19 protein-coding genes are annotated in these 18,012 nt (G+C 69.5%); 8 read left to right on the forward strand and 11 right to left on the reverse strand.

Features of this window, described 5'->3' with window-relative positions:
- Positions 1-1,586: acyl-CoA dehydrogenase family protein (locus tag ACRC20_RS16365; protein WP_438687454.1), on the forward strand; the 1,586-nt coding region annotated here is incomplete at its 5' end.
- A 1-nt stretch (position 1,587) separates the two neighbouring features.
- On the opposite strand, the gene ACRC20_RS16370 is transcribed toward ACRC20_RS16365, so the two are convergent.
- The 7 genes from ACRC20_RS16370 to steA all read right to left on the reverse strand — a co-directional run bounded on the left by ACRC20_RS16370 (position 1,588) and on the right by steA (position 7,817).
- A complete protein-coding gene (locus ACRC20_RS16370) occupies positions 1,588-2,034 on the reverse strand; it encodes a GNAT family N-acetyltransferase (RefSeq protein ID WP_438687455.1) in 447 nt (148 codons plus the stop codon).
- A 13-nt stretch (positions 2,035-2,047) separates the two neighbouring features.
- Positions 2,048-2,212 (reverse strand): hypothetical protein, encoded by a 165-nt coding sequence (locus ACRC20_RS16375; RefSeq protein WP_438687456.1) that lies wholly within the window; start codon positions 2,210-2,212, stop codon positions 2,048-2,050.
- Between the two features lie 42 nt (positions 2,213-2,254).
- Positions 2,255-3,277: a site-specific tyrosine recombinase XerD gene (locus ACRC20_RS16380; RefSeq protein ID WP_438687457.1), complete on the reverse strand. Its 1,023-nt coding sequence runs from the start codon at positions 3,275-3,277 to the stop codon at positions 2,255-2,257.
- Positions 3,232-3,861: an NUDIX domain-containing protein gene (locus tag ACRC20_RS16385; RefSeq protein WP_438687458.1), complete on the reverse strand. Its 630-nt coding sequence runs from the start codon at positions 3,859-3,861 to the stop codon at positions 3,232-3,234. The genes ACRC20_RS16380 and ACRC20_RS16385 overlap by 46 nt, the downstream gene beginning before the upstream one ends.
- Complete coding sequence (locus tag ACRC20_RS16390) at positions 3,854-5,506, reverse strand: CTP synthase (RefSeq protein WP_438687540.1); 1,653 nt, start codon at positions 5,504-5,506, stop codon at positions 3,854-3,856. Before ACRC20_RS16390 ends, ACRC20_RS16385 begins: the two co-directional genes overlap by 8 nt.
- A 193-nt stretch (positions 5,507-5,699) precedes the next feature.
- Positions 5,700-6,626, reverse strand: coding sequence for a copper transporter (locus ACRC20_RS16395; RefSeq protein WP_438687459.1), 927 nt, complete (start codon positions 6,624-6,626; stop codon positions 5,700-5,702).
- A gap of 9 nt (positions 6,627-6,635) precedes the next feature.
- The gene (steA, locus tag ACRC20_RS16400; RefSeq protein ID WP_438687460.1) at positions 6,636-7,817 is read right to left on the reverse strand and encodes a putative cytokinetic ring protein SteA; all 1,182 of its coding nucleotides are present in this window, start codon (positions 7,815-7,817) and stop codon (positions 6,636-6,638) included.
- Positions 7,818-7,895: 78 nt separating this feature from the next.
- On the opposite strand from steA, the gene ACRC20_RS16405 reads away from it, so the two are divergent.
- Positions 7,896-8,372 (forward strand): MarR family winged helix-turn-helix transcriptional regulator, encoded by a 477-nt coding sequence (locus ACRC20_RS16405; RefSeq protein ID WP_438687461.1) that lies wholly within the window; start codon positions 7,896-7,898, stop codon positions 8,370-8,372.
- 85 nt (positions 8,373-8,457) lie between these two features.
- Here ACRC20_RS16405 and ACRC20_RS16410 read toward each other — a convergent pair whose 3' ends face one another.
- Together ACRC20_RS16410 and ACRC20_RS16415 are read right to left on the reverse strand one after the other, a co-directional pair.
- Entirely contained in the window at positions 8,458-8,985 is a 528-nt protein-coding gene (locus ACRC20_RS16410; RefSeq protein ID WP_438687462.1) for a YceI family protein, read from the reverse strand.
- 250 nt (positions 8,986-9,235) lie between these two features.
- The gene (locus ACRC20_RS16415; protein WP_438687463.1) at positions 9,236-10,399 is read right to left on the reverse strand and encodes an ABC transporter ATP-binding protein; all 1,164 of its coding nucleotides are present in this window, start codon (positions 10,397-10,399) and stop codon (positions 9,236-9,238) included.
- 217 nt (positions 10,400-10,616) lie between these two features.
- On the opposite strand from ACRC20_RS16415, the gene ACRC20_RS16420 reads away from it, so the two are divergent.
- From ACRC20_RS16420 to ACRC20_RS16430, 3 genes are all read left to right on the forward strand, one after another.
- Entirely contained in the window at positions 10,617-12,041 is a 1,425-nt protein-coding gene (locus ACRC20_RS16420; RefSeq protein ID WP_438687464.1) for a C2 family cysteine protease, read from the forward strand.
- 58 nt (positions 12,042-12,099) lie between these two features.
- On the forward strand, positions 12,100-12,726 hold the full coding sequence (locus ACRC20_RS16425; protein ID WP_438687465.1) for a LysE family translocator: 627 nt from the start codon (positions 12,100-12,102) through the stop codon (positions 12,724-12,726).
- Positions 12,727-12,807: 81 nt separating this feature from the next.
- Complete coding sequence (locus ACRC20_RS16430; RefSeq protein WP_438687466.1) at positions 12,808-14,181, forward strand: styrene monooxygenase/indole monooxygenase family protein; 1,374 nt, start codon at positions 12,808-12,810, stop codon at positions 14,179-14,181.
- A 23-nt stretch (positions 14,182-14,204) separates the two neighbouring features.
- On the opposite strand, the gene ACRC20_RS16435 is transcribed toward ACRC20_RS16430, so the two are convergent.
- Positions 14,205-14,597, reverse strand: a complete 393-nt coding sequence (locus ACRC20_RS16435) for a sterol carrier family protein (protein ID WP_438687467.1) — start codon at positions 14,595-14,597, stop codon at positions 14,205-14,207.
- Between the two features lie 108 nt (positions 14,598-14,705).
- On the opposite strand from ACRC20_RS16435, the gene ACRC20_RS16440 reads away from it, so the two are divergent.
- Positions 14,706-15,341, forward strand: coding sequence for a TetR/AcrR family transcriptional regulator (locus tag ACRC20_RS16440; protein ID WP_438687468.1), 636 nt, complete (start codon positions 14,706-14,708; stop codon positions 15,339-15,341).
- 3 nt (positions 15,342-15,344) lie between these two features.
- On the opposite strand, the gene ACRC20_RS16445 is transcribed toward ACRC20_RS16440, so the two are convergent.
- Positions 15,345-16,046 (reverse strand): hypothetical protein, encoded by a 702-nt coding sequence (locus ACRC20_RS16445; protein WP_438687469.1) that lies wholly within the window; start codon positions 16,044-16,046, stop codon positions 15,345-15,347.
- On the opposite strand from ACRC20_RS16445, the gene ACRC20_RS16450 reads away from it, so the two are divergent.
- The gene (locus ACRC20_RS16450; RefSeq protein ID WP_438687470.1) at positions 16,036-17,448 is read left to right on the forward strand and encodes a GntP family permease; all 1,413 of its coding nucleotides are present in this window, start codon (positions 16,036-16,038) and stop codon (positions 17,446-17,448) included. The genes ACRC20_RS16445 and ACRC20_RS16450 overlap by 11 nt on opposite strands.
- Before the next feature lie 11 nt (positions 17,449-17,459).
- Positions 17,460-17,990, forward strand: coding sequence for a gluconokinase (locus tag ACRC20_RS16455; protein ID WP_438687471.1), 531 nt, complete (start codon positions 17,460-17,462; stop codon positions 17,988-17,990).
- The last annotated feature ends 22 nt before the right edge of the window (positions 17,991-18,012 follow it).

Below are 18,012 nucleotides of genomic sequence, written 5' to 3' on the forward strand. Positions count from 1 at the left end.
TCGCCGAGCACCCCGTGCTCGGCGAGGCCCTGCACCGTGAGAACGCGCAGGCCGCGCAGGCCGAGATCCACCGTCTCGGCGAGCTGGCGGGCAGCCCCGAGGCCCAGGAGTGGGGCGATCTCGCCGAAGCGCATCCGCCACAGCTGAAGAACTACGACCGATACGGCAACCGGGTCGACGAGGTGGTGTACGACCCGAGCTACCACCGGCTCATGGACGTCGCCGTCACGAACGGGATACACGGAGCGCCGTGGGCGGATCCGAGGCCCTTCGCGCACCTCGCGCGGGCCGCGAAGATGGTCGTGTGGGGCCAGGCGGACCCTGGCCACCTGTGCCCTGTCTCCATGACGTACGCCGTCGTCCCCGCCCTGCGGGCGAACCCCGAGATCTCCGCGGCGCACGAGCCGAAGCTCGCCGCGCGGGTCTACGACCCCTCCTCGCGCCCGGCCGCCCAGAAAGACGGCCTCATCGCGGGCATGTCGATGACGGAGAAGCAGGGCGGCTCCGACGTGCGCGCGAACACCACGCAGGCAGTCCCGCAGTCGGACGGCAGCTACCGGATCACCGGCCACAAATGGTTCACGTCCGCGCCGATGTCCGACCTCCTCCTCGTCCTCGCGCACGCGCCGGGCGGGCTGTCCTGCTTCTACTTGCCGAGGATCCTGCCGGACGGCAGCCGCAACAACATGTCCGTGCAGCGGCTCAAGGACAAGCTCGGCAACAAGTCCAACGCTTCGAGCGAGGTGGAGTACGACGAGGCGACCGCCTGGCTCGTCGGCGAGGAGGGCAAGGGGGTCAAGACCATTGTCGAGATGGTCAATATGACCCGCCTCGACTGCACGCTCGCCACCTCCACCGCGATGTCCCTCGCGACCGCGCAAGCCGCACACCACGCCACGTACCGCAGCGCGTTCGGCTCGCACCTGGTGGACCAGCCGCTGATGCGCAACGTGCTCGCGGATCTCGCAGTCGAGGCGGAGGCCTCGCTGACCACGGCCCTCTGGCTCGCGGCCCTGGTGGACAAGTCCGTCGCCGGGGACGAGCAGAAGAAAACCCTCCTCCGGATCGGCCTCGCGGTCAGCAAGTACTTCATCTGCAAACGCGGACCCGCCCATGCGGCGGAAGCCTTGGAATGCCTCGGCGGCAACGGCTACGCCGAGGAGTCCCGGATGCCCCGCATCTACCGGGAGGTCCCGCTGCTGTCGATCTGGGAGGGCTCGGGCAACGTCGCAGCACTCGACGCGCTGCGCGCCATGGCCAAGCAGCCGGAGTCCGTTGCGCTGCTCTTCGCCGAGTTCGACGCGGCGCGTGGCGCGGACGCCCGGTACGACAGCGCCGTCGCGGCCCTCAAAGCCGAGTTCTCCGACGGAGGCTTCGACACGATCCAGCACCGGGCCCGCAGAATCGTGGGCGGCCTGGCGCTCGCGCTGCAAGGGTCGCTCCTGATCCGCCACGGGCACCCGGCCGTCGCGGACGCGTTCGCGGCGAGCCGTTTCTCGCAGGACGGCTTCGGCTGGACTTTCGGGGCGCTCCCCGCAGGAGTCGACCTCGCGCCGATCCTGGAGCGCGCCGTCCCGAAGGCGTGAGTTACGGCCGCCACATCATCAGGCCACGATCCGCCCTGAACCCAGAGCGCTCATACAGCGGTATGGACTCCTCGGTCGGCGACAGCACGACCTTGGAGTAGTTCCGAGACCGCGCCTCCGCCAACACTGCCGCCACCAACTGCGCGCCCATTCCCCTGTCTCGGAACTCCGCACGCACATAGAGATGGCCGAGATAACCCCAGCAACCGCTCGCCATCGGAACAGGGCTCGGCATCCGCCGAAACTCCGTGAGACAGACCATGCCCGCCACACGGCCATCCGTCTGGACGGTCCAGACGGCGCGGGCATCGGACGACATCCACCTCGCCACATCAGCGATAAAGGCTTGATCGGGCTCAGTCTGCGCCACCTCCTCGCCCGCTCGCTCCAAGGCCCAAGCCCAGCGAAGCACAGCGACATCCGCTGGATCCCCGAATCCGATCATCATGCGACGAGAGTACTCAAGAACACCACTTCCAACAGGCCCGCGTCTCGGGGTCGATCAGGCCGGTGAGCGCGCTCGTCTTGTCCACGCCCCGCAACCCCAACCGGACGAAGGACTTCCTGCGCCGGTCCCGTTCGTCCTCCGACGACCCGCCCGGGTCCACACAGGACAGCAGCCGCACCGCAAGGGGCCGTGGCCGATCGGGCCGCAAGCTCGTCAGGAACTACGCCCTCGGATGCGCCGTCGCATAGACCTCGCGCAGCGTCGTCGCGGAGACCATCGTGTAGATCTGCGTCGTCACGACGCTCGCATGGCCGAGCAGCTCCTGCACCACACGCACATCCGCGCCGCCTTCGAGGAGATGGGTGGCGCAGGAGTGGCGCAGCGTGTGCGGGGAGATCTCCGCCTTCACTCCCGCTTTCGCCGCAGCGCTGCGCAGCGAGGCCCATGTGCTTTGTCGGGAGAACCGCTCTCCCCTCGCGTTGAGGAACAGCGCGTTCGTCGCTTTGCCTGGGGGTACCTCCCGCGGATACGATCGGCTTGCCGATCCGCGGGGGATGCGCGCGGCGAGCAGCGCGGGCCTTCCCCGCACGAGGTACGCCTCCAGTGCCGACACGGCAGGGCCGCCGAGCGGCACGAGCCGTTCCTTGTCGCCTTTGCCGAGCACTCGCGCCGAGCGGACCTGGAAGTCCGCGTCGGGGACGTTGAGGCCGACCGCCTCGCTCACCCGGCACCCCGTGCAGTACATGAGCTCCAACAGCGCCTGGTCGCGCAGCGCCCGAGGGATGTCTGCCTCGGAGTCCGCCGCCCCCGAAGCCTCGATGATCGCGATCACCTGGTCCACCGGCAGCGCTTTCGGCAGCCTGCGCCCAGGCTGCGGGGGCTTCACCCCATGCGCCGCGTCTTGTTGCGTCATTCCTTCGAGCGCCGCGAATTTGTGCAGCCCGCGCACAGCGGAGAGGCCTCGTGCGGCGCTGGACTGGGCGAGGCCCATCCCCTCGGGGTCGCGGGACCAGGCGAGGAACTCGGCGACCTGGGCGCTGGTCACATGCCCGAGGTCGGACACCGAACGCCCGCGAAGGAAGTCCATGTACCGATGCAAGTCCCGCCGGTACGAGGAGATCGTGTGCTTCGAGGCTCCTCGTTCGACAGTCAGATGGTCGAGGTACGACTTGACCTGCTCGGAAAGCTTGTCGCTCGTCAGTGGCCCTTCCGCTGCGCGAACGCGGTGGGCTGCTGCGGCCACGGGGCGTCGCCGGGGCGCGGCGTCCCCTCCCCGCTGAGCGCGAGCTTTGCCGCGAGGATCCCCGTCGCCGAGGTGGCGTTCTCGATGTCGCCGGAGAAGACCCGCGCGACCGCCTCGTCCAGCGGGACCCACGCCAGGACTACGTCGAGCTCCTCGTCGTGCGCGGGCGGGCGCTCCCCTGGCGCGATGCCGGTCGCGAGGAACACGCGGACGACCTCGTCGGTGAACCCCGGCGAGAGCGCCACGTCGGCGAGCACGGACCATGTCGCGGCGGTGAACCCGGTCTCCTCCAGCAGCTCCCGCGCGGCGGCGGGCTGCGCGGGCTCGCCCGCGAGGTCCATGAGCCCGGCGGGCAGCTCCCACAGCCTGCGGCCCATCGGATGGCGGTACTGGTGGATCAGCGCGACCCGGCCTTCCGCGTCCACGGCGGCCACGGCGACGGCGGCATGGTGCTCGACGACCTCGCGCGGCGCCACGTTGCCGCCGGGCATCCGGACCTTGTCCTTGCGCAGCGCGATGATGGCGCCCTCGAACACGAGCTCGGAGGACACCAGCTCGAAATCGTGCGTGCCGGGCTCAGTCATCGGAGCCCGCCTCGGCCTGGACCGGTCCGGACCGGTGCGCCAACGCCGCCTCGACGAGCGCCGCGAAGAGCGGGTGCGGCCGGGTCGGCCTCGACTTCAGCTCGGGGTGCGCCTGCGTGGCGACGAGGAACGGGTGGTCCGAGGCGCGGTACTCCACGAACTCGACGAGCGAGCCGTCTGGCGACGTCCCGCTGAACACCAGGCCCGCCTCGGCGATCTTGTCGCGGTAGGCGTTGTTCACCTCGTAGCGGTGGCGGTGGCGCTCGTCGACGCGGGTGGCGCCGTACGCCTTCGCGACCAGGGACCCGTCGGCGAGCACCGCCGGGTACGACCCCAGCCGCATCGTGCCGCCGAGGTCGGCCTCGCCGGAGACCGCTTTCACCTGGTCCGCCATCGTCGCGATGACCGGGTCCGGGGTGTCCGGGTCGAACTCCGCCGAGCTCGCCTGCGACAGGCCCGCGGAACGGGCCGCCTCGATGACCACGCATTGCAGCCCGAGGCACAGGCCCAAGAGCGGCAGGCCGTGCGCCCTGGCGTATCGGATCGCCCCGATCTTGCCCTCGATGCCCCGGATGCCGAACCCGCCGGGGATCACCACGCCGTCCACGTCGGCGAGCGCCGTGGCCGCGCCCTCGTCCGTCTCGCAGTCGTCGGAGGCGACCCAGCGCACCAGCACTTTGGACCGGTTCGCGAAACCGCCCGCGCGCAACGCCTCGGTCACCGAGAGGTACGCGTCGGGCAGGTCGATGTACTTGCCGACGATCGCGATCGCCACCTCGCTCTTCGGGTGGTGGACCCGGTCGAGCAGCTGGCCCCATTCGGTCCAGTCCACGTCGCGGAACGGCAGGCCGAGCTTGCGGATCACGAACGCGTCGAGGTGCTGGCCGTGGATCACCTTCGGGATGTCGTAGATCGACGGCGCGTCCGGGCAGGCCACCACGCCGTCGGACTCCACGTCGCACATCATCGCGATCTTGTGCTTGACCGACTCGGGCAGCTCGCGGTCGCAACGCAGCACCAACGCGTCCGGAGTGATGCCGATGGCCCGCAGCGCGGCCACGGAGTGCTGCGTCGGCTTGGTCTTGAGCTCGCCGGACGGCGCGAGGTACGGGACGAGCGAGACATGCAGGAAGAACACGTTCTCCCTGCCCACCTCGCGGCGCAACTGCCGCGCCGCCTCGAGGAAGGGCTGGGACTCGATGTCGCCGACGGTGCCGCCGATCTCGACCACCACCACGTCGGGGTTCTCCGACTGCGTCTTGCCGTGCGACATGCCGACGATCCGGCGCTTGATCTCGTCGGTGATGTGCGGGATGACCTGCACCGTGTCGCCGAGGTACTCGCCACGGCGCTCCTTGGCGATCACCGTCGAGTAGACCTGGCCCGTCGTGACGTTCGCGAATCCGGGCAGGTCGCGGTCCAGGAAGCGCTCGTAATGCCCGATGTCGAGGTCGCACTCCGCGCCGTCCTCGGTGACGAAGACCTCGCCGTGCTGGAACGGGTTCATCGTGCCAGGGTCGACGTTGAGGTACGGGTCGAGCTTGGTCATCGTGACCCGCAGGCCGCGCCGGGTGAGCAATTGCCCGAGGCTCGACGCGGTCAGGCCCTTGCCCAAGGAAGAAGCCACCCCGCCGGTGACGATGATGTATTTCGCCGGAGACCGGCCTGAAGATCGAGACCCGCTCGCAGAGGCAGAGGGGGAGGAAAAGGCACCGGTCACGGATCTTCACTGTAACAGGGGCTGGGGGCTGCGGCGCGACATACCGGGCCCCAAGCTCCGTGGCGCGGGAAAACAGCAGCTCAGGACCGTAGCGCGCGGAGCGTCCACGGCACGGCGTTCACCCCACAGCGGGGACGATGGCGGACGCGCCCGCGCCAGTCCCGTACTGGCCCGCGTGGCCCTGCGTCTGCTCGACGAGCGCGAGGGCGGCGGCGATTTGGCCGACCGGGCTGCCCACGTTGTCGATCGTGCTCAACTGCGTCCCTTTGTCCGCGCGGACGAGCGCCACCGGCGCGGAGCCGTCCGCCGATCCGGATCGGCCCGCGAGCACCGCACCGCCGAGGCGGGCCCGAAGCGCCTTGGCGAACCTGGCGGTCGCAGGCCCTTGGTCGCCAGAGTCGGCGGGGAGCGCGCCACCGGTCACAAGCACAACCGCTGTGGCCGGAGCGGGCTCCTGCGCGACCGAGAGGTACCCGTTCTCACGGAGCAGGTTGACCGCGTTGGCCCGCTCCTCGGGCTTGACCTTGTCCTGCGCCTGTTGCGAGAGGACCGCGCCGAGGAGGTCGCCGACCCGGCTCTGCTGGTCGAAGTTCTTCGGGTCGAGCGGAGCGCCCGCAGGGATGATGTTGTCCACGACAGTGCGCAACTTCTCCTCGTTCGCAGTGCTCACGAACGCGTCCGTCACGCCGATGTGCCCGGCCAGTTGCGCCCCCGCCTTGCCGAGGTACTCCTTCACCGCGTCCACATCGCCCTGGTCTGCCCCCGGAACCGTGACCACGACGACGCTCTGGCCGGTGAGGATCCCCGCCACCGCACGGCCGCCGACCGCTCGGGCGAACGCGTCCACCTCCCCTTGCCCAGCCGCCGCTTTCTCGCCCGTCCGAGCCGCGGGGGCGGTCGCGCCTGCCGTCCCGATCGCTTTCGGCGAATCGCCGGACAGCCGAAGGGGCGAGCCGACGAGGACGCCCGAGCCCAGCACCGCCCCAATGATCACAGCGATCAGGACGGCGAGCAGCGATGCGGCGAAATTCCGGAAGGAGACCATGCGAGACGCCTACGTGAGCCAGCCCTGAATCGACTGCGCCACGGAGTGCCACAGCGACTCGACGCCCTCAACAAGGTGGAACTGCTGGCCGAAGGCCATGAAGAGCACCACGCCCGCGACGATCAGCATCATCACCAGGAAGGCGACGAGGCCGCCGGTGTGCTTGGTCGCGTAGAGCGAGGCGAGCGCTTTCGCGTCGACCAGCTTCTGCCCCACTTTCAACCGGGTGAGGAAGATCGACGGGCTCGAGCCGCGCTGCGCCGGGTCGAAGAAGTCGCCGAGCGACGCGGTGTGGCCCGCCGTGACGAGGATCGACGCGCCGTGGTGGTGCGCGAGGATGAGCGCGAGGTCGGCGGGCTCGAGCGAGGCGGGGAATGTCACCGCGCCGATGCCGAGGTCCTGGATGCGCTCAAGGCCGGGGGCGGTGCCGTCGAACTCGGCGGGCAGGATCACCTGCGCGCCGCTCTTGAGCGCCTCGGCGGAGATGAGCTCCGGGTTGCCCACGATGAGGTCGGGGCGCAGCTTCTGCCGGACGATCGTCTCCGCGCCCTTGCCGACGCCGATGAGCACCGGGAGGAACTCCCGGATGAACGGACGCAGCGCCTTGAGGTCCTCCTCGTGGTCCTCGCCGTCCGCGACGACCACGACGTGGCGGCCTTCGATCCGCACGTCCACGTCGGGGATGCCGACCGAGTCGATGAGGAGGGGGCTCTCGGCCCTGATGAACTCGATGGTGTTGCCGGAGAACGCCTCGAGGTGGTTGATCAGGCTCGTCTTCGCGCCGGAGATGAGCTCGCCGATCTGCGCCTCGTCGCGCTCGACCCCTTCGGCGAGCAGCTTCTCGCCGTTGTAGACGCCGCCCTCGTAGAGCCGGACCTTCGAGCCGTCGCGCACCTTGCTGAAAACGTCGTCGCCGACTGTGTCCACCAATGCGATGTTGTTGCTGACCAACACCTCGGGCCCCATGTTCGGGTAGCGGCCGGAGATGGAGGGGGCGGCGTTGATCACCGCCGCGACGCCCTTCTCCACGAAGGCGTCCGCGGTGACCTGGTCGAGGTCGGGCTCGTCGATGACGACGACATCGCCCTCCTTGACCTTGCGCAGGAGTTTGGCGGTGTCCCGGCCCACCCGAGCGGTGGCCAGGACGCCGGGCAGCGACTCGGACTTGCGGGAAAGGAGAGAGACCTTCATGCGCAGTATCATCACGCGCCACATCAGCCACAGGGCTGAGGCGCGCCGCCCGCGGCGAAGAATCAGTAGGATCAGAACATGGTTTCCCCCGACGAGCAGCCTCCGCGCTGGCTCAGCCCGGCCGATCTGGAGGCTTGGCTCGCGGTGGTGGCGCTCGTGATGCGGCTGCCCGGCGTGCTGGACTCTCAGCTGACGCGCGACAGCGGGCTCTCGCATCTCGAATACAGCGTGCTCGCCATGCTGTCCGAGAACGAAGAGCACACCCGCAGGCTCTCCGAGCTCGCGATGATCACAAATTCGTCCCTCTCCCGGCTGTCGCATCTGATCTCCCGGATCGAGGAGCGCGGGCTCGTGCGGCGGGAGGCCGACCCCCACGACGGGCGGTACACCAACGCGGTGCTCACAGACGAGGGCTACGAGCTGCTCAAAACCAGCGCGCCCGGCCATGTGGAGCGCGTGCGGTCGGCCGTCCTCGACGCGGTCGGCCCGGAGGAGTTCCATCATTTCGGGCGCACCGCGGCCCGCATCGTCAAACGCCTCGAAGAGCTGAACTAGCCGGGAAGGGCCCGCCTGCCCGCTCCCGGAGACGGCGACAGCCCCGGCCGGGGGCCGGGGCTGCCGCGTCGCGCGCACGCCGCGATCAGGCCAGCGAGGCCTCGATCTCAAGCGCGATGGCGACCTTCTCGCCGACGAGCCCTTGGGCCGCGTTGACGCCGAAGTCGCTGCGCTCGATGGTCGTGGTCGCCGAGAAGCCCGCGACCGGGGCTCCGCTCTGCGGGTTCTGCGCCACGCCGCCGACTTCGAGGCGCAGCTCGACAGGCTGAGTCACGCCGTGCAGGGTGAAGTCCCCGCCGACCAGGTAGCCGTCGCCGTCCTGGCGGACGCTCGTGGAGCGGAAGGTCGCCGTCGGATACGTGGCGACGTCGAAGAAGTCTGCGGACTTGAGGTGGTTGTCGCGCGCCTCGTTCTTGGTGTCGATCGAGGCGACCGCGATGTCGGCGGAGACAGAGGGGGTCCCGTCCTCCGCGACGGTGATCGTGCCGGAGAATTCGGCGAAGTTGGCGCGGACCTTGGCCACGCCGAGGTGCCGGACGGTGGCAGTCACTTCGGAGTGCACGGGGTCGATCGTCCACGTGCCCTGGGCAAGACCGGGAATAGTCGCTGTCATGAGATCTCCTTCGTTGTAGATTGAACGTTCAAGTAATACTTGAACGTTCAAGTAAACGCAAGAGCGGCAAAGGCTATTCCCGATTGCTCATTCCCGGGGAGTCTTGCAGGGATGAGGCCCAAGGCGGCAGGCGGCGGCGTGTACGGAAAAGAGCGAGGGACGAGCCCTGGGGGCACCTCCCACGAGCCCTGCGAGTGGGGGAGACACGAGGAGCCGACAACGCCGGAGGTCGCCCTGCGGGCCCCGGGAATCAGAGAGAGAGGTTGTCGCCCGACACCGGGTCGAAGACGAGCGCTTTCGCCGGGTCGAAGCTCAGCGGGCAGCTCGTGCCCGCCTTCGCGGCCGAATGCGCGGGCACGCGCGCGACAAGCTGTTTGCCCTCGCTGTCGCCCGTCCGGGCCGCTCCCCCGTCCGGGAGGGAGAAATAGAGGTAGCGGTGCGAGCCGACCGACTCGACGAGGTCGACGCCGGCCTCGAAGCGCGCCGCCCCGGCCCGGCCTTCCTCGCCGCGCACGTCCTCCTCGCCGCGCACGTCCTCAAAGAAGTGCTCCGGCCGCAGTCCGAGCAGCACGTCCTTGCCCAGCCCTTTTTGCTGCGCGCTCGCGGTCGTCTTCGCGAAAACCTCGGCGGGCAGGACAGCCAGCCCGAACGGGGTTCGCACCCCGTCTGCCGTGAGCTCGCCGGGGATGAAGTTCATCGACGGGGAGCCGATGAACTCGGCGACGAACCGGTTCTTCGGCCGGTCGTAGAGGTCCTGCGGGGCGTCGATCTGCTGCACCACCCCGCCCTTCATGACGACGACGCGGTCGCCGAGCGTCATCGCCTCGGTCTGGTCGTGGGTGACATAGACCGTGGTGGTCTGCAGCCGTTGGCGCAATCGCAGAATCTCGGCCCGCATCTGCACCCGAAGCTTCGCGTCGAGGTTGGAGAGCGGCTCGTCCATGAGGAACGCTTTGGGGTGGCGGACGATGGCCCGGCCCATCGCGACGCGTTGGCGCTGCCCGCCGGAGAGCTGGCCGGGCTTCCGGTCCAAGAGCGCGTCGAGGTCGAGGATCTTCGCGACGTCCTCGACCTTCGCGGCGATCTCCGCCTTCGAGACCTTGCGCAGCGTCAACGGGAACGCGATGTTCTGCCGCACGGTCATATGCGGGTAGAGGGCGTAGGACTGGAAGACCATCGCGATGTCCCGGTCCTTCGGGGCGACCTCGTTGACCCGCTTGCCGCCGATGCGCAATTCGCCCGAGGAGATCGACTCGAGCCCCGCGATCATGTGCAGCGTGGTGGACTTCCCGCAGCCGGAGGGGCCGACGAGGACCACGAACTCCCCGTCCGCGATGGCGAGGTCCACGTCCTCGACGGCGACTGCGCCGTTCGCGTACCGCTTGCCCACATGGTCGAGCACGATCTCTGCCATGCGGACCATCCTTCCACACCGGCGGGCCGCCGCCGGGCCAACAGCCTTGGTAACTGGAAATTTACCCGGTTCGCCAGGCGAAATCCCGTCCGAGGCCGTAAGCTCGACCGCAATGATCGCGGCGGGGCGAGCACGAGGTCTGTGGCGAGATCTCCACTCGCGCCGACGCGCCGCACACCGACGGGCTGACGGGCCCGCGCATTTTTGGGAGCTGACGATGTCTTCTTTTGCCGACCTTCTGCATTCTGATCTCGCCAACTTGGCAGCAGGCGTGACAGCCTTCGGCAAGCGCGCCGAGGGCCTCGCCGAGTACAGCGGCTCCGTCACGGGCAGTCCCGCCTTCTCGACCTGGACCGGCGGCGCGGCCGCCCAAGCCCGAGCCTTCGCAGGCTCCCACGCCGACCACTCGGACCGCATCGCCGCGCAGGCCCGCGCGCTCGCGGCGCCGCTCGGCGACTACGCGACGAGCAGCGCGGCGCTCAAGGCCTCGGCCCAGCAGCTCGTCCAGGAGGCCGCCGCCCACGGTTTCGCCATCGGCGCGGACGGCAGCGTGCAGCCTTCGGGCGCCGCCTCGAAGGGCCTGTACGCCCAGAACGTCGCGCGGCAGCTCGCGGACAAGGCGGGCCAGCTGGTCGCGCAGGACGCCCAGCTGCAGCAGAGCCTCGCCGCCGCCATCCAGAAAGCCATGGGCGGCGACAAGGCCGCGACCCCGACGACCAGCCTGGCAGGCCCCGACCTCACGATCGACAAAAAGGCCGTCGACGCCCTGGACTTCACGGACGAGAACCTCTACGGGGCGTCCGGGGATCCTTCGCAGAACGACATCTTCCAGAAAGGCGGCATCGGCTTCGGCGACTGCTGGTTCGCCTCGGCCATGGGCGCCACCGCCATGCAGGAGCCCGGCGTCATCAAGAACGCCATCCAATACGACCCGAAGACGAAGAGCTTCAACGTCTCCCTCTACGACGTGCCCCAGGATTTCGCCTCGCCGACGGACAGCGCCGCCCTCGCCTCCTCGAAGCGGACGATCAACATCAGCCAAGACGAGCTGAAATACGACATCGGCCAGGCGGGCGGCAGCGGATTCGTCTACTCGAAGCCCGACGGCTCGTTCGGGGTGAACCCCAAGGCCCCCGTGTGGCCCGCCGTCATGGAGGCCGCATACGGCAAGATGCGCTACGGCAGCGTCCAGGCCGGGGTCGGCGAGTTCTACTCGGGCGGGATCGCGGGCGGCACGCCAGACGCGGGGCTCAAATCCATCACCGGCCACTCCGGCACAGAGCGCACGGCGCAGCAGGCGACCTACAACGACCTGGCGACGGCCCTCGCGAACCACCGGCCGGTCGAGATGGGCACCACGAGCTCGTCGGGGCCGAACATCGAGGACGACTTCAAGGACGGCCTCTGCCACAACCACGCCTACATGGTCACCGGGGTGAGCCAGGCCGCGAACGGCGACACGATGGTCACCGTCCGCAACCCGTGGGGAACCAACTACGTCTACGACTCCGCGGGCTCCCACGCCTACATCCCCGTCGCCGGGGACCCCAACCCCCGGGACGCCTACTACACCTTCGACCTCCAACAGGCGAACAAGGACTCCGTTGTCGACGGCTTCTCCCTCGGGGCCTCGTCGCAATAGCCGAGACGTCGCGATAACCTGTGGCGGCGCGCAACCCCCTTCCCTACAATCTTCTCGCATGAACAACTACCTGGGGTTTTTGATGTTCGCGACGCTCGTCGCCGCTGCCCCCGGCCCGGACATGCTGCTCACGATCCAGGCCACCGTGCTGGGCGGACGGCCCCGTGGTTTCGCCACTATCGCGGGCATCGTCGTGGCGGCGACCATGCAGGGGCTGCTCGTCGTGTGGGGTTTGGCCGCCGTGCTGACCCGTTCCCAGCCGCTTTTCCTCGCACTGCGCGTCATCGGAGTCCTGTATCTGCTGTACATGGGCGCGGGCGCGATCCGCGCCGCGATCAAGGGCGAGCTCGCCCCGTCGGACGAGGCCGCCGAGCCGAGCCCGTCGAGGCGGCGGCTCTGGTCCAACGTGCGTCAGGGCTTCCTCTGCAACATCACGAACCCGAAGGTCTTGATGTTCAACCTGGCCGTCCTCCCCCAGTTCGTCTCAAACGACGCGCCCGCAGCGAAGCTGCTGGTGTACTGCCTCACCCTGGTCACCGTCGGCACCGCCGTCCTGGTGGCCGTTGCGCTCACGGCGAACGCCGCGCGCCGGGCGCTCGCGAAGCCCCGCGCCCGCCGTTGTGTGAACGCCGCGACCGGGACTGTGATGGTCGGATTCGCCGCCGCGCTCGCCGCAGAGGCATAGGGAGCAGTCCAGCTTCAGCCCCCCAAATTCAGGCTGAGCGCAGACCTTCCTTCGAGGCGGCTCCGATGGGAGGATCTCCGGATGCCTCAGCACACCCGCACCGCCCTTGTCATCGGGGCAGGCCAGACCGGAGCCACTGCCGCCTACGGCCTGCAGCGCGCCGGATTCGACACCACGCTCGTCAGCGAGCGCGACCAGCGCTCGCTGCGAGACGACGTGCCTGCCTCCGGCACCGCCGCGCTCTTCGGGCAGTCCATCGAGGCGGAGGCGGAGCTCGGCCTCGACAGCTACTTGGACAAAGCGCCGGTCATCACGGGGCAGAGCGTGCGACTGGTCGACGGGACCCAGCCGGACAGGCCGGAGCAGCTCGCCTTCGACGCGCAGTTCCCCGGATTCGTCGCGGTCGCCGTGGACACCCGGCTCAAGGCCGACGACCGGATCACCTCGTTCCTCGACATCGGCGGCGAGCTGCGCGTGGAAAAGGCGGACCCCGCCCGGTTGGACGAGCTCGCGGGCGACTACGACCTCGTCCTCGTCGCCACCGGGCGAGACGGGCTCTCCAGCCTCTTCCCTGTCGACTCCGGCCGCACCGCGTACGACCGCCCGCAACGGCGGGTGTTCACGGTCACGCTGACCGGGCTCGGCCACGGGCCGGAGGTCTTCGCGCACCGCAGCCCGGCGGGCGGGCAGCACAGCTCGTTCTCCTTCGTCACCGATCAAGGCGAAGCCTGGTGGGGCCCCTACCTCCACAAAGACGCGGGCCCGTCGTGGGCGTTCCTCGCCTGGGGCAAACCGGGCAGCGACTGGGAGCGGCGCTTCGCGGCGCCGACCAACCTCGCCGAGGCCCACCAGGCCGTGCTCGACCTGCATCGCGACTATCTGGATTGGGATCTGGCGGAGGCCGAGGCGCTGCGGACCATCGAGGACGACCCGCGCTCCTGGCTCTCGGGGGCCATCACCCCGCTCGTGCGCCACGGCGTCGGCCGCACCGCGAGCGGGCACGCGGTCGCGGCGCTCGGCGACTCCGCCGTCGCGTACGACCCGATCGCGGGCCAAGGCGCGCAGACCGGCCTCTTGCAGGCGGCGTTCCTGGTGCGGGAGGCCGCCAAACACGACGGCCCGTTCGACGGGGAGTGGCTCGCGGCCAAATTCGAGGCGTTCTACGCCGACCGGATCAAGGCCGCGTACGAGGTGACCCGGCTCTACCTCGGCGATCCCGACTACGCCGAAGCCAGCGAGCTGATCTTCGGCACCGCCCAGGTGCAGCCCGCCGTCGCGGGCGCGGCGTTCGGGCTGCTCTCCGACCCCCGTCCGGCCCTCGCGTTCGACCAGCCGGACGGCTGGCGCGGATTCGTCGCGCGAGCGGCGGGCGAAGACCCCGACGACCTCCTCGCGCGATTCACGCCCGCAGGCCGGTTCCAACGCTCCGCGTACCGGTCGCTGAGCGCCCAGTAGCGCCGAGCTCGTCGGACATCGGGTCAGCCGCCGAGCCCCGCGAGCGGGAACCATCGCTCCACCTCGCGCGCCCGATGCCCGGAGGCCGACACCAGACGGGCTTCGTGCGCGTCCGACGGATCGAGGAGGCCTGCCGCGAGCCGCAGCCACGTCCGAGCGTCGGTCTCGTAGACGTTCGGCGGCGTGCCCCGCGTGTGCCTCGGCCCCGCCACGCATTGCACGGCGACGAAGGGGGCCACCCGCACTTCCACGGAGTTGCCGGGGGCGAGCGCCGCGAGCGTCCGGGCGGTGAGCCGCACCGCCGAGGCCACAGCGGCTCGGTCCGGTTTGGCCGCCGCCTCGTCCCGCAGCCATGCGGCCACCGCGCCCAGCGCGGCCTGAAGCTCGTGCGGGTCGACCGCTCCTTGCCGCGCCACTCTCGCTCCTACCGCTCCTGGCCGACCGGCCGCGCCGATCGGACGACAGCGATCCTATCTGCGGCATCGTTCGACGGCCAACCGCAGCACACAGTAAGATCGTCGTTCGTGGTCGACTTCGACTCGATGCTGCCGCAAGCGCTCTCCGGAGAAGCAGCCATCGAGGATCCAGAGCAGAGCAGGATCCTCGACGCCGCACGGGCCGAGTTCGTGGCGCACGGGTTTCGCCGGGCAGCGGTGGCGGATATCGCCCGCCGCGCCAAAGTCTCCCGCCAGACGCTGCACCGGCGCTGCGGGGACAAGGACGCCATCATCTCGGCGGTCATCGTCCGGGAAGTGCTGCAGTTTTTCTTCGAGATCGAGAGCGGCGTCTCCGCCGAGCTCACCACGGAGGAGCGCAGCGTCGAGCTCTTTGTCACGGGAATGCGCGCCTGCCAGCAAAATCCGATCGTGGCCGCGATCAAAGAGTACGAGCCGGAGCGGTTCTCGTTCCACTCGTTCGGCGAGGAGCCGGAAGGCTACCCGGTGATCCGCACCCTCCTCGCCCTGCAAATCGCCCCCGGCCGGATGCAGGCCGCAGAGCGGGCCGTGGAGCTGATTATCCGGATCACCGCGACGCTGCTGCTCTCGCCCACCGCCATTTTCCCGATGGACACCGACGACGACACGCGCGCGTTCGCCCGCACGTACTTCCTCCCGATCATCGCCGCCACTTTCCAAGTGGACGACGAAGAGAACGCCTGAGCCTTAGGAGCCCTGGCCGACCGGCATGTCGTCGACGCTCTGGGAACGCCCTTCCGCTGTCGCGGCTTCGTGCGCGCGGCTGGCGCCACGGATCCTGCGGACGGCGAACACGACGATCAGGAACGTGGTGGCAGGCCCGCCGACCTCGATGAAGAGCTGGGCGACATCCGCCGAGCAGGTGAAGATGGCGGCGAGGACGACGAGGATCTGCGTCAGCTCCAAAAGCGCGCACACCAGGGTCGTGCGCGCATGCGCGCGGAGGTAGCCGTCGATGTCCGGAGCTTCCCATCCTCGCGCCCGCAACGCGGAGACGGAAAGATTCGGCCAATATTTTTCCGTGATGAACAAAGTCAACGGTTTGCTGGTGAACACGCTGGCCAGCGCGCACACGGAGACGACTGTCCCCGGCGGCAGGCTTGAGAGCTGGGCGTAGCGCACGTCGCGGGAGACGAACGAGACGAGCGCGCCCGTGCCGCCGAAGACGATCAACGCCAGCAGGAGCGGATCGGCGCCACGGCCTCGGACCATCTCGAAGACCAGATAGGACGCCGAGAACACGACCGTGACGCAGAGCGCGATATACGGGACCGCGCCGAACGCCCGCAACCCGAAATACACGGCCAGCGACGGGACAACGCCGCGCACAAGCTGCGACCCGAACGCTCGAAGACTGCTCGGAGCCGTATTGGGAGGCATGGCGCTCACATTACGGCTCTTCGCGCGGACGCGCAGGACGACGGCGAGCACGCCTGAGCCGCCGCACTATGCTCGACGTATCGACACGACAGCATTGATCCTCTCCGCCGTCGGTGGCGTCGTCGCCATCGTGCTGCTCATCTCCTGGGCGAAACTGCATCCGTTCCTCTCGCTCATGGTCGCCTCGCTCGGCGTCGGGCTCGGGGCCGGGCTCAGCGGCCAGGCCGCGCTCGACTCCTTCGCCAAGGGCTTCGGCTCCACCATGGCGGGCGTTGGCCTGCTCATCGGCCTCGGCGCGATGCTCGGCAAACTCCTCGCGGACTCGGGCGGCGCCGACTCCATCGTGGACGCGTTGCTCGCCCGCACCAGCCGAGGACAGGTGCCCTGGGTGATGAGCCTGGTCGGGGCGCTCTTGGGGTTGCCGATGTTCTTCGAGATCGGCGTCGTGCTGCTCATGCCTGTGGTGGTCCTCGTCGCCGAGCGCTCCCGACTGCGGCCCGTGGCCGTCGCGATCCCCGCTCTCGCGGGCCTCTCCGCGATGCACGGGCTCGTCCCTCCGCATCCGGGTCCGCTCATCGCTGTCGCGGCGTTGAACGCGAACGTCGGGACGACGCTCCTGCTCGGCCTCCTCGTCGCCGTGCCCTGCGTCGTCCTGGCCGGGCCCGTGTTCGGCAGGTTCGCCGCCTCGTGGGCGGGCGATGTGGCCCCGTCCATCGTGCCCCCCGCTCCCCCGTCCGAGCGGCAGCGGCGCCGTCCCTCGTTCGCCGCGGCCACAGCATGCGTGCTGCTCCCCGCCGCGCTGATGCTGTGCCGGGAGGCAGGCCAGCTCGTCGCGCCGAAATCGCACAGCCTCCCTGCCGCCTGCCTTGATTTCCTCGGCTCGCCGCCCGCCGCGCTCGCCATCGGGGTGTTCGGGGCGATGTTGCTGCTGCGCATGCCTCGCGAGGAGGTGTCGAAAAGCCTGGAGGGATCGCTCGGCCCGATCGCAGGCGTGCTGTTCATCGTCGGCGGAGGCGGCGGCTTCAAGCAGGTGCTGATCGACACGGGCGTCGCCAACTGGATCGCGACGGTCGTCCCGCACTCCAGCTCGTCGATCCTGCTCGTGGCGTGGGCCATTGCCGCGTTGATCCGAGTCGCGACCGGATCGGCGACGGTCGCGACGACCACCGCCGCAGGCGTGCTCGCCCCGGTCGTCGCCGGTCTCCCGCCGACGCTTGTCGCGCTCGCCGTCCTCGCGATAGGCTCCGGGTCGCTCTTCCTCTCCCATGTCAACGACGCGGGCTTCTGGCTGGTCAAGGGGTACCTCGGCACCGATGTCCGGCAAACATTCCAGACCTGGTCCGCGATGGAATGCGTGCTCTCGGCCACGGGGCTCGTCCTCGTGCTCTCGCTCGCGGCAGTGCTCGGATGAGGCCGGTTCGCATGAGTTCCATCGTGGTGGTGATGGGGGTTTCCGGTTGCGGCAAGAGCACCATCGCGGGCCTGCTCGCCGAGGAGACCGGGTGGGACCTGCTCGAAGGCGACGAGCTGCATCCGCCCGCGAACATCGCGAAGATGTCGGCGGGCGTCCCGCTCTCCGACGAGGACCGCTGGCCCTGGCTCGCCACCATCGCCGCTTGGATCCACGAGCGGGCCAGCCTCGGGCGGGGCGCGGTGGTGTCCTGTTCCGCGCTCAAGCACGCCTACCGCGACCGATTGCGCGAAGGCGGCCCCGCGAACGCCGTTGTCTTCGCGCATCTCGACGGACCACGCGACGTGCTCGCCGAGCGCCTCGCCCACCGGACGCATTTCATGCCCGCGAGCCTGTTGGACTCGCAATTCGCCACGTTGGAGCGGCTCGGTCCCGACGAGCCTGGCCTTGTCGTCGATCTGCGCCTCCCCCAGCAGGGGCAAGCCGACGCAATTCTCGCCTGGCTCGGGCTCGACCGACAAAGCGGCGGGCAGGCCCGGTAAGACCTGCCCGCCGCGCCCTCGG

The sequence above is a fragment of the Segniliparus sp. genome (assembly GCF_051660745.1).
Taxonomy (GTDB): Bacteria; Actinomycetota; Actinomycetes; order Mycobacteriales; family Mycobacteriaceae; genus Segniliparus.

Bases quoted from the DNA above. Each gene is read 5' to 3' on its own strand.
- ACRC20_RS16370 (WP_438687455.1), bottom strand. From the start codon at position 2,034: ATGATGATCGGATTCGGGGATCCAGCGGATGTCGCTGTGCTTCGCTGG.
- ACRC20_RS16385 (WP_438687458.1), bottom strand. From the start codon at position 3,861: ATGACTGAGCCCGGCACGCACGATTTCGAGCTGGTGTCCTCCGAGCTC.
- ACRC20_RS16395 (WP_438687459.1), bottom strand. From the start codon at position 6,626: ATGGTCTCCTTCCGGAATTTCGCCGCATCGCTGCTCGCCGTCCTGATC.
- steA (WP_438687460.1), bottom strand. From the start codon at position 7,817: ATGAAGGTCTCTCTCCTTTCCCGCAAGTCCGAGTCGCTGCCCGGCGTC.
- ACRC20_RS16405 (WP_438687461.1), top strand. From the start codon at position 7,896: ATGGTTTCCCCCGACGAGCAGCCTCCGCGCTGGCTCAGCCCGGCCGAT.
- ACRC20_RS16410 (WP_438687462.1), bottom strand. From the start codon at position 8,985: ATGACAGCGACTATTCCCGGTCTTGCCCAGGGCACGTGGACGATCGAC.
- ACRC20_RS16415 (WP_438687463.1), bottom strand. From the start codon at position 10,399: ATGGCAGAGATCGTGCTCGACCATGTGGGCAAGCGGTACGCGAACGGC.
- ACRC20_RS16420 (WP_438687464.1), top strand. From the start codon at position 10,617: ATGTCTTCTTTTGCCGACCTTCTGCATTCTGATCTCGCCAACTTGGCA.
- ACRC20_RS16425 (WP_438687465.1), top strand. From the start codon at position 12,100: ATGAACAACTACCTGGGGTTTTTGATGTTCGCGACGCTCGTCGCCGCT.
- ACRC20_RS16430 (WP_438687466.1), top strand. From the start codon at position 12,808: ATGCCTCAGCACACCCGCACCGCCCTTGTCATCGGGGCAGGCCAGACC.
- ACRC20_RS16450 (WP_438687470.1), top strand. From the start codon at position 16,036: ATGGCGCTCACATTACGGCTCTTCGCGCGGACGCGCAGGACGACGGCG.
- ACRC20_RS16455 (WP_438687471.1), top strand. From the start codon at position 17,460: ATGAGTTCCATCGTGGTGGTGATGGGGGTTTCCGGTTGCGGCAAGAGC.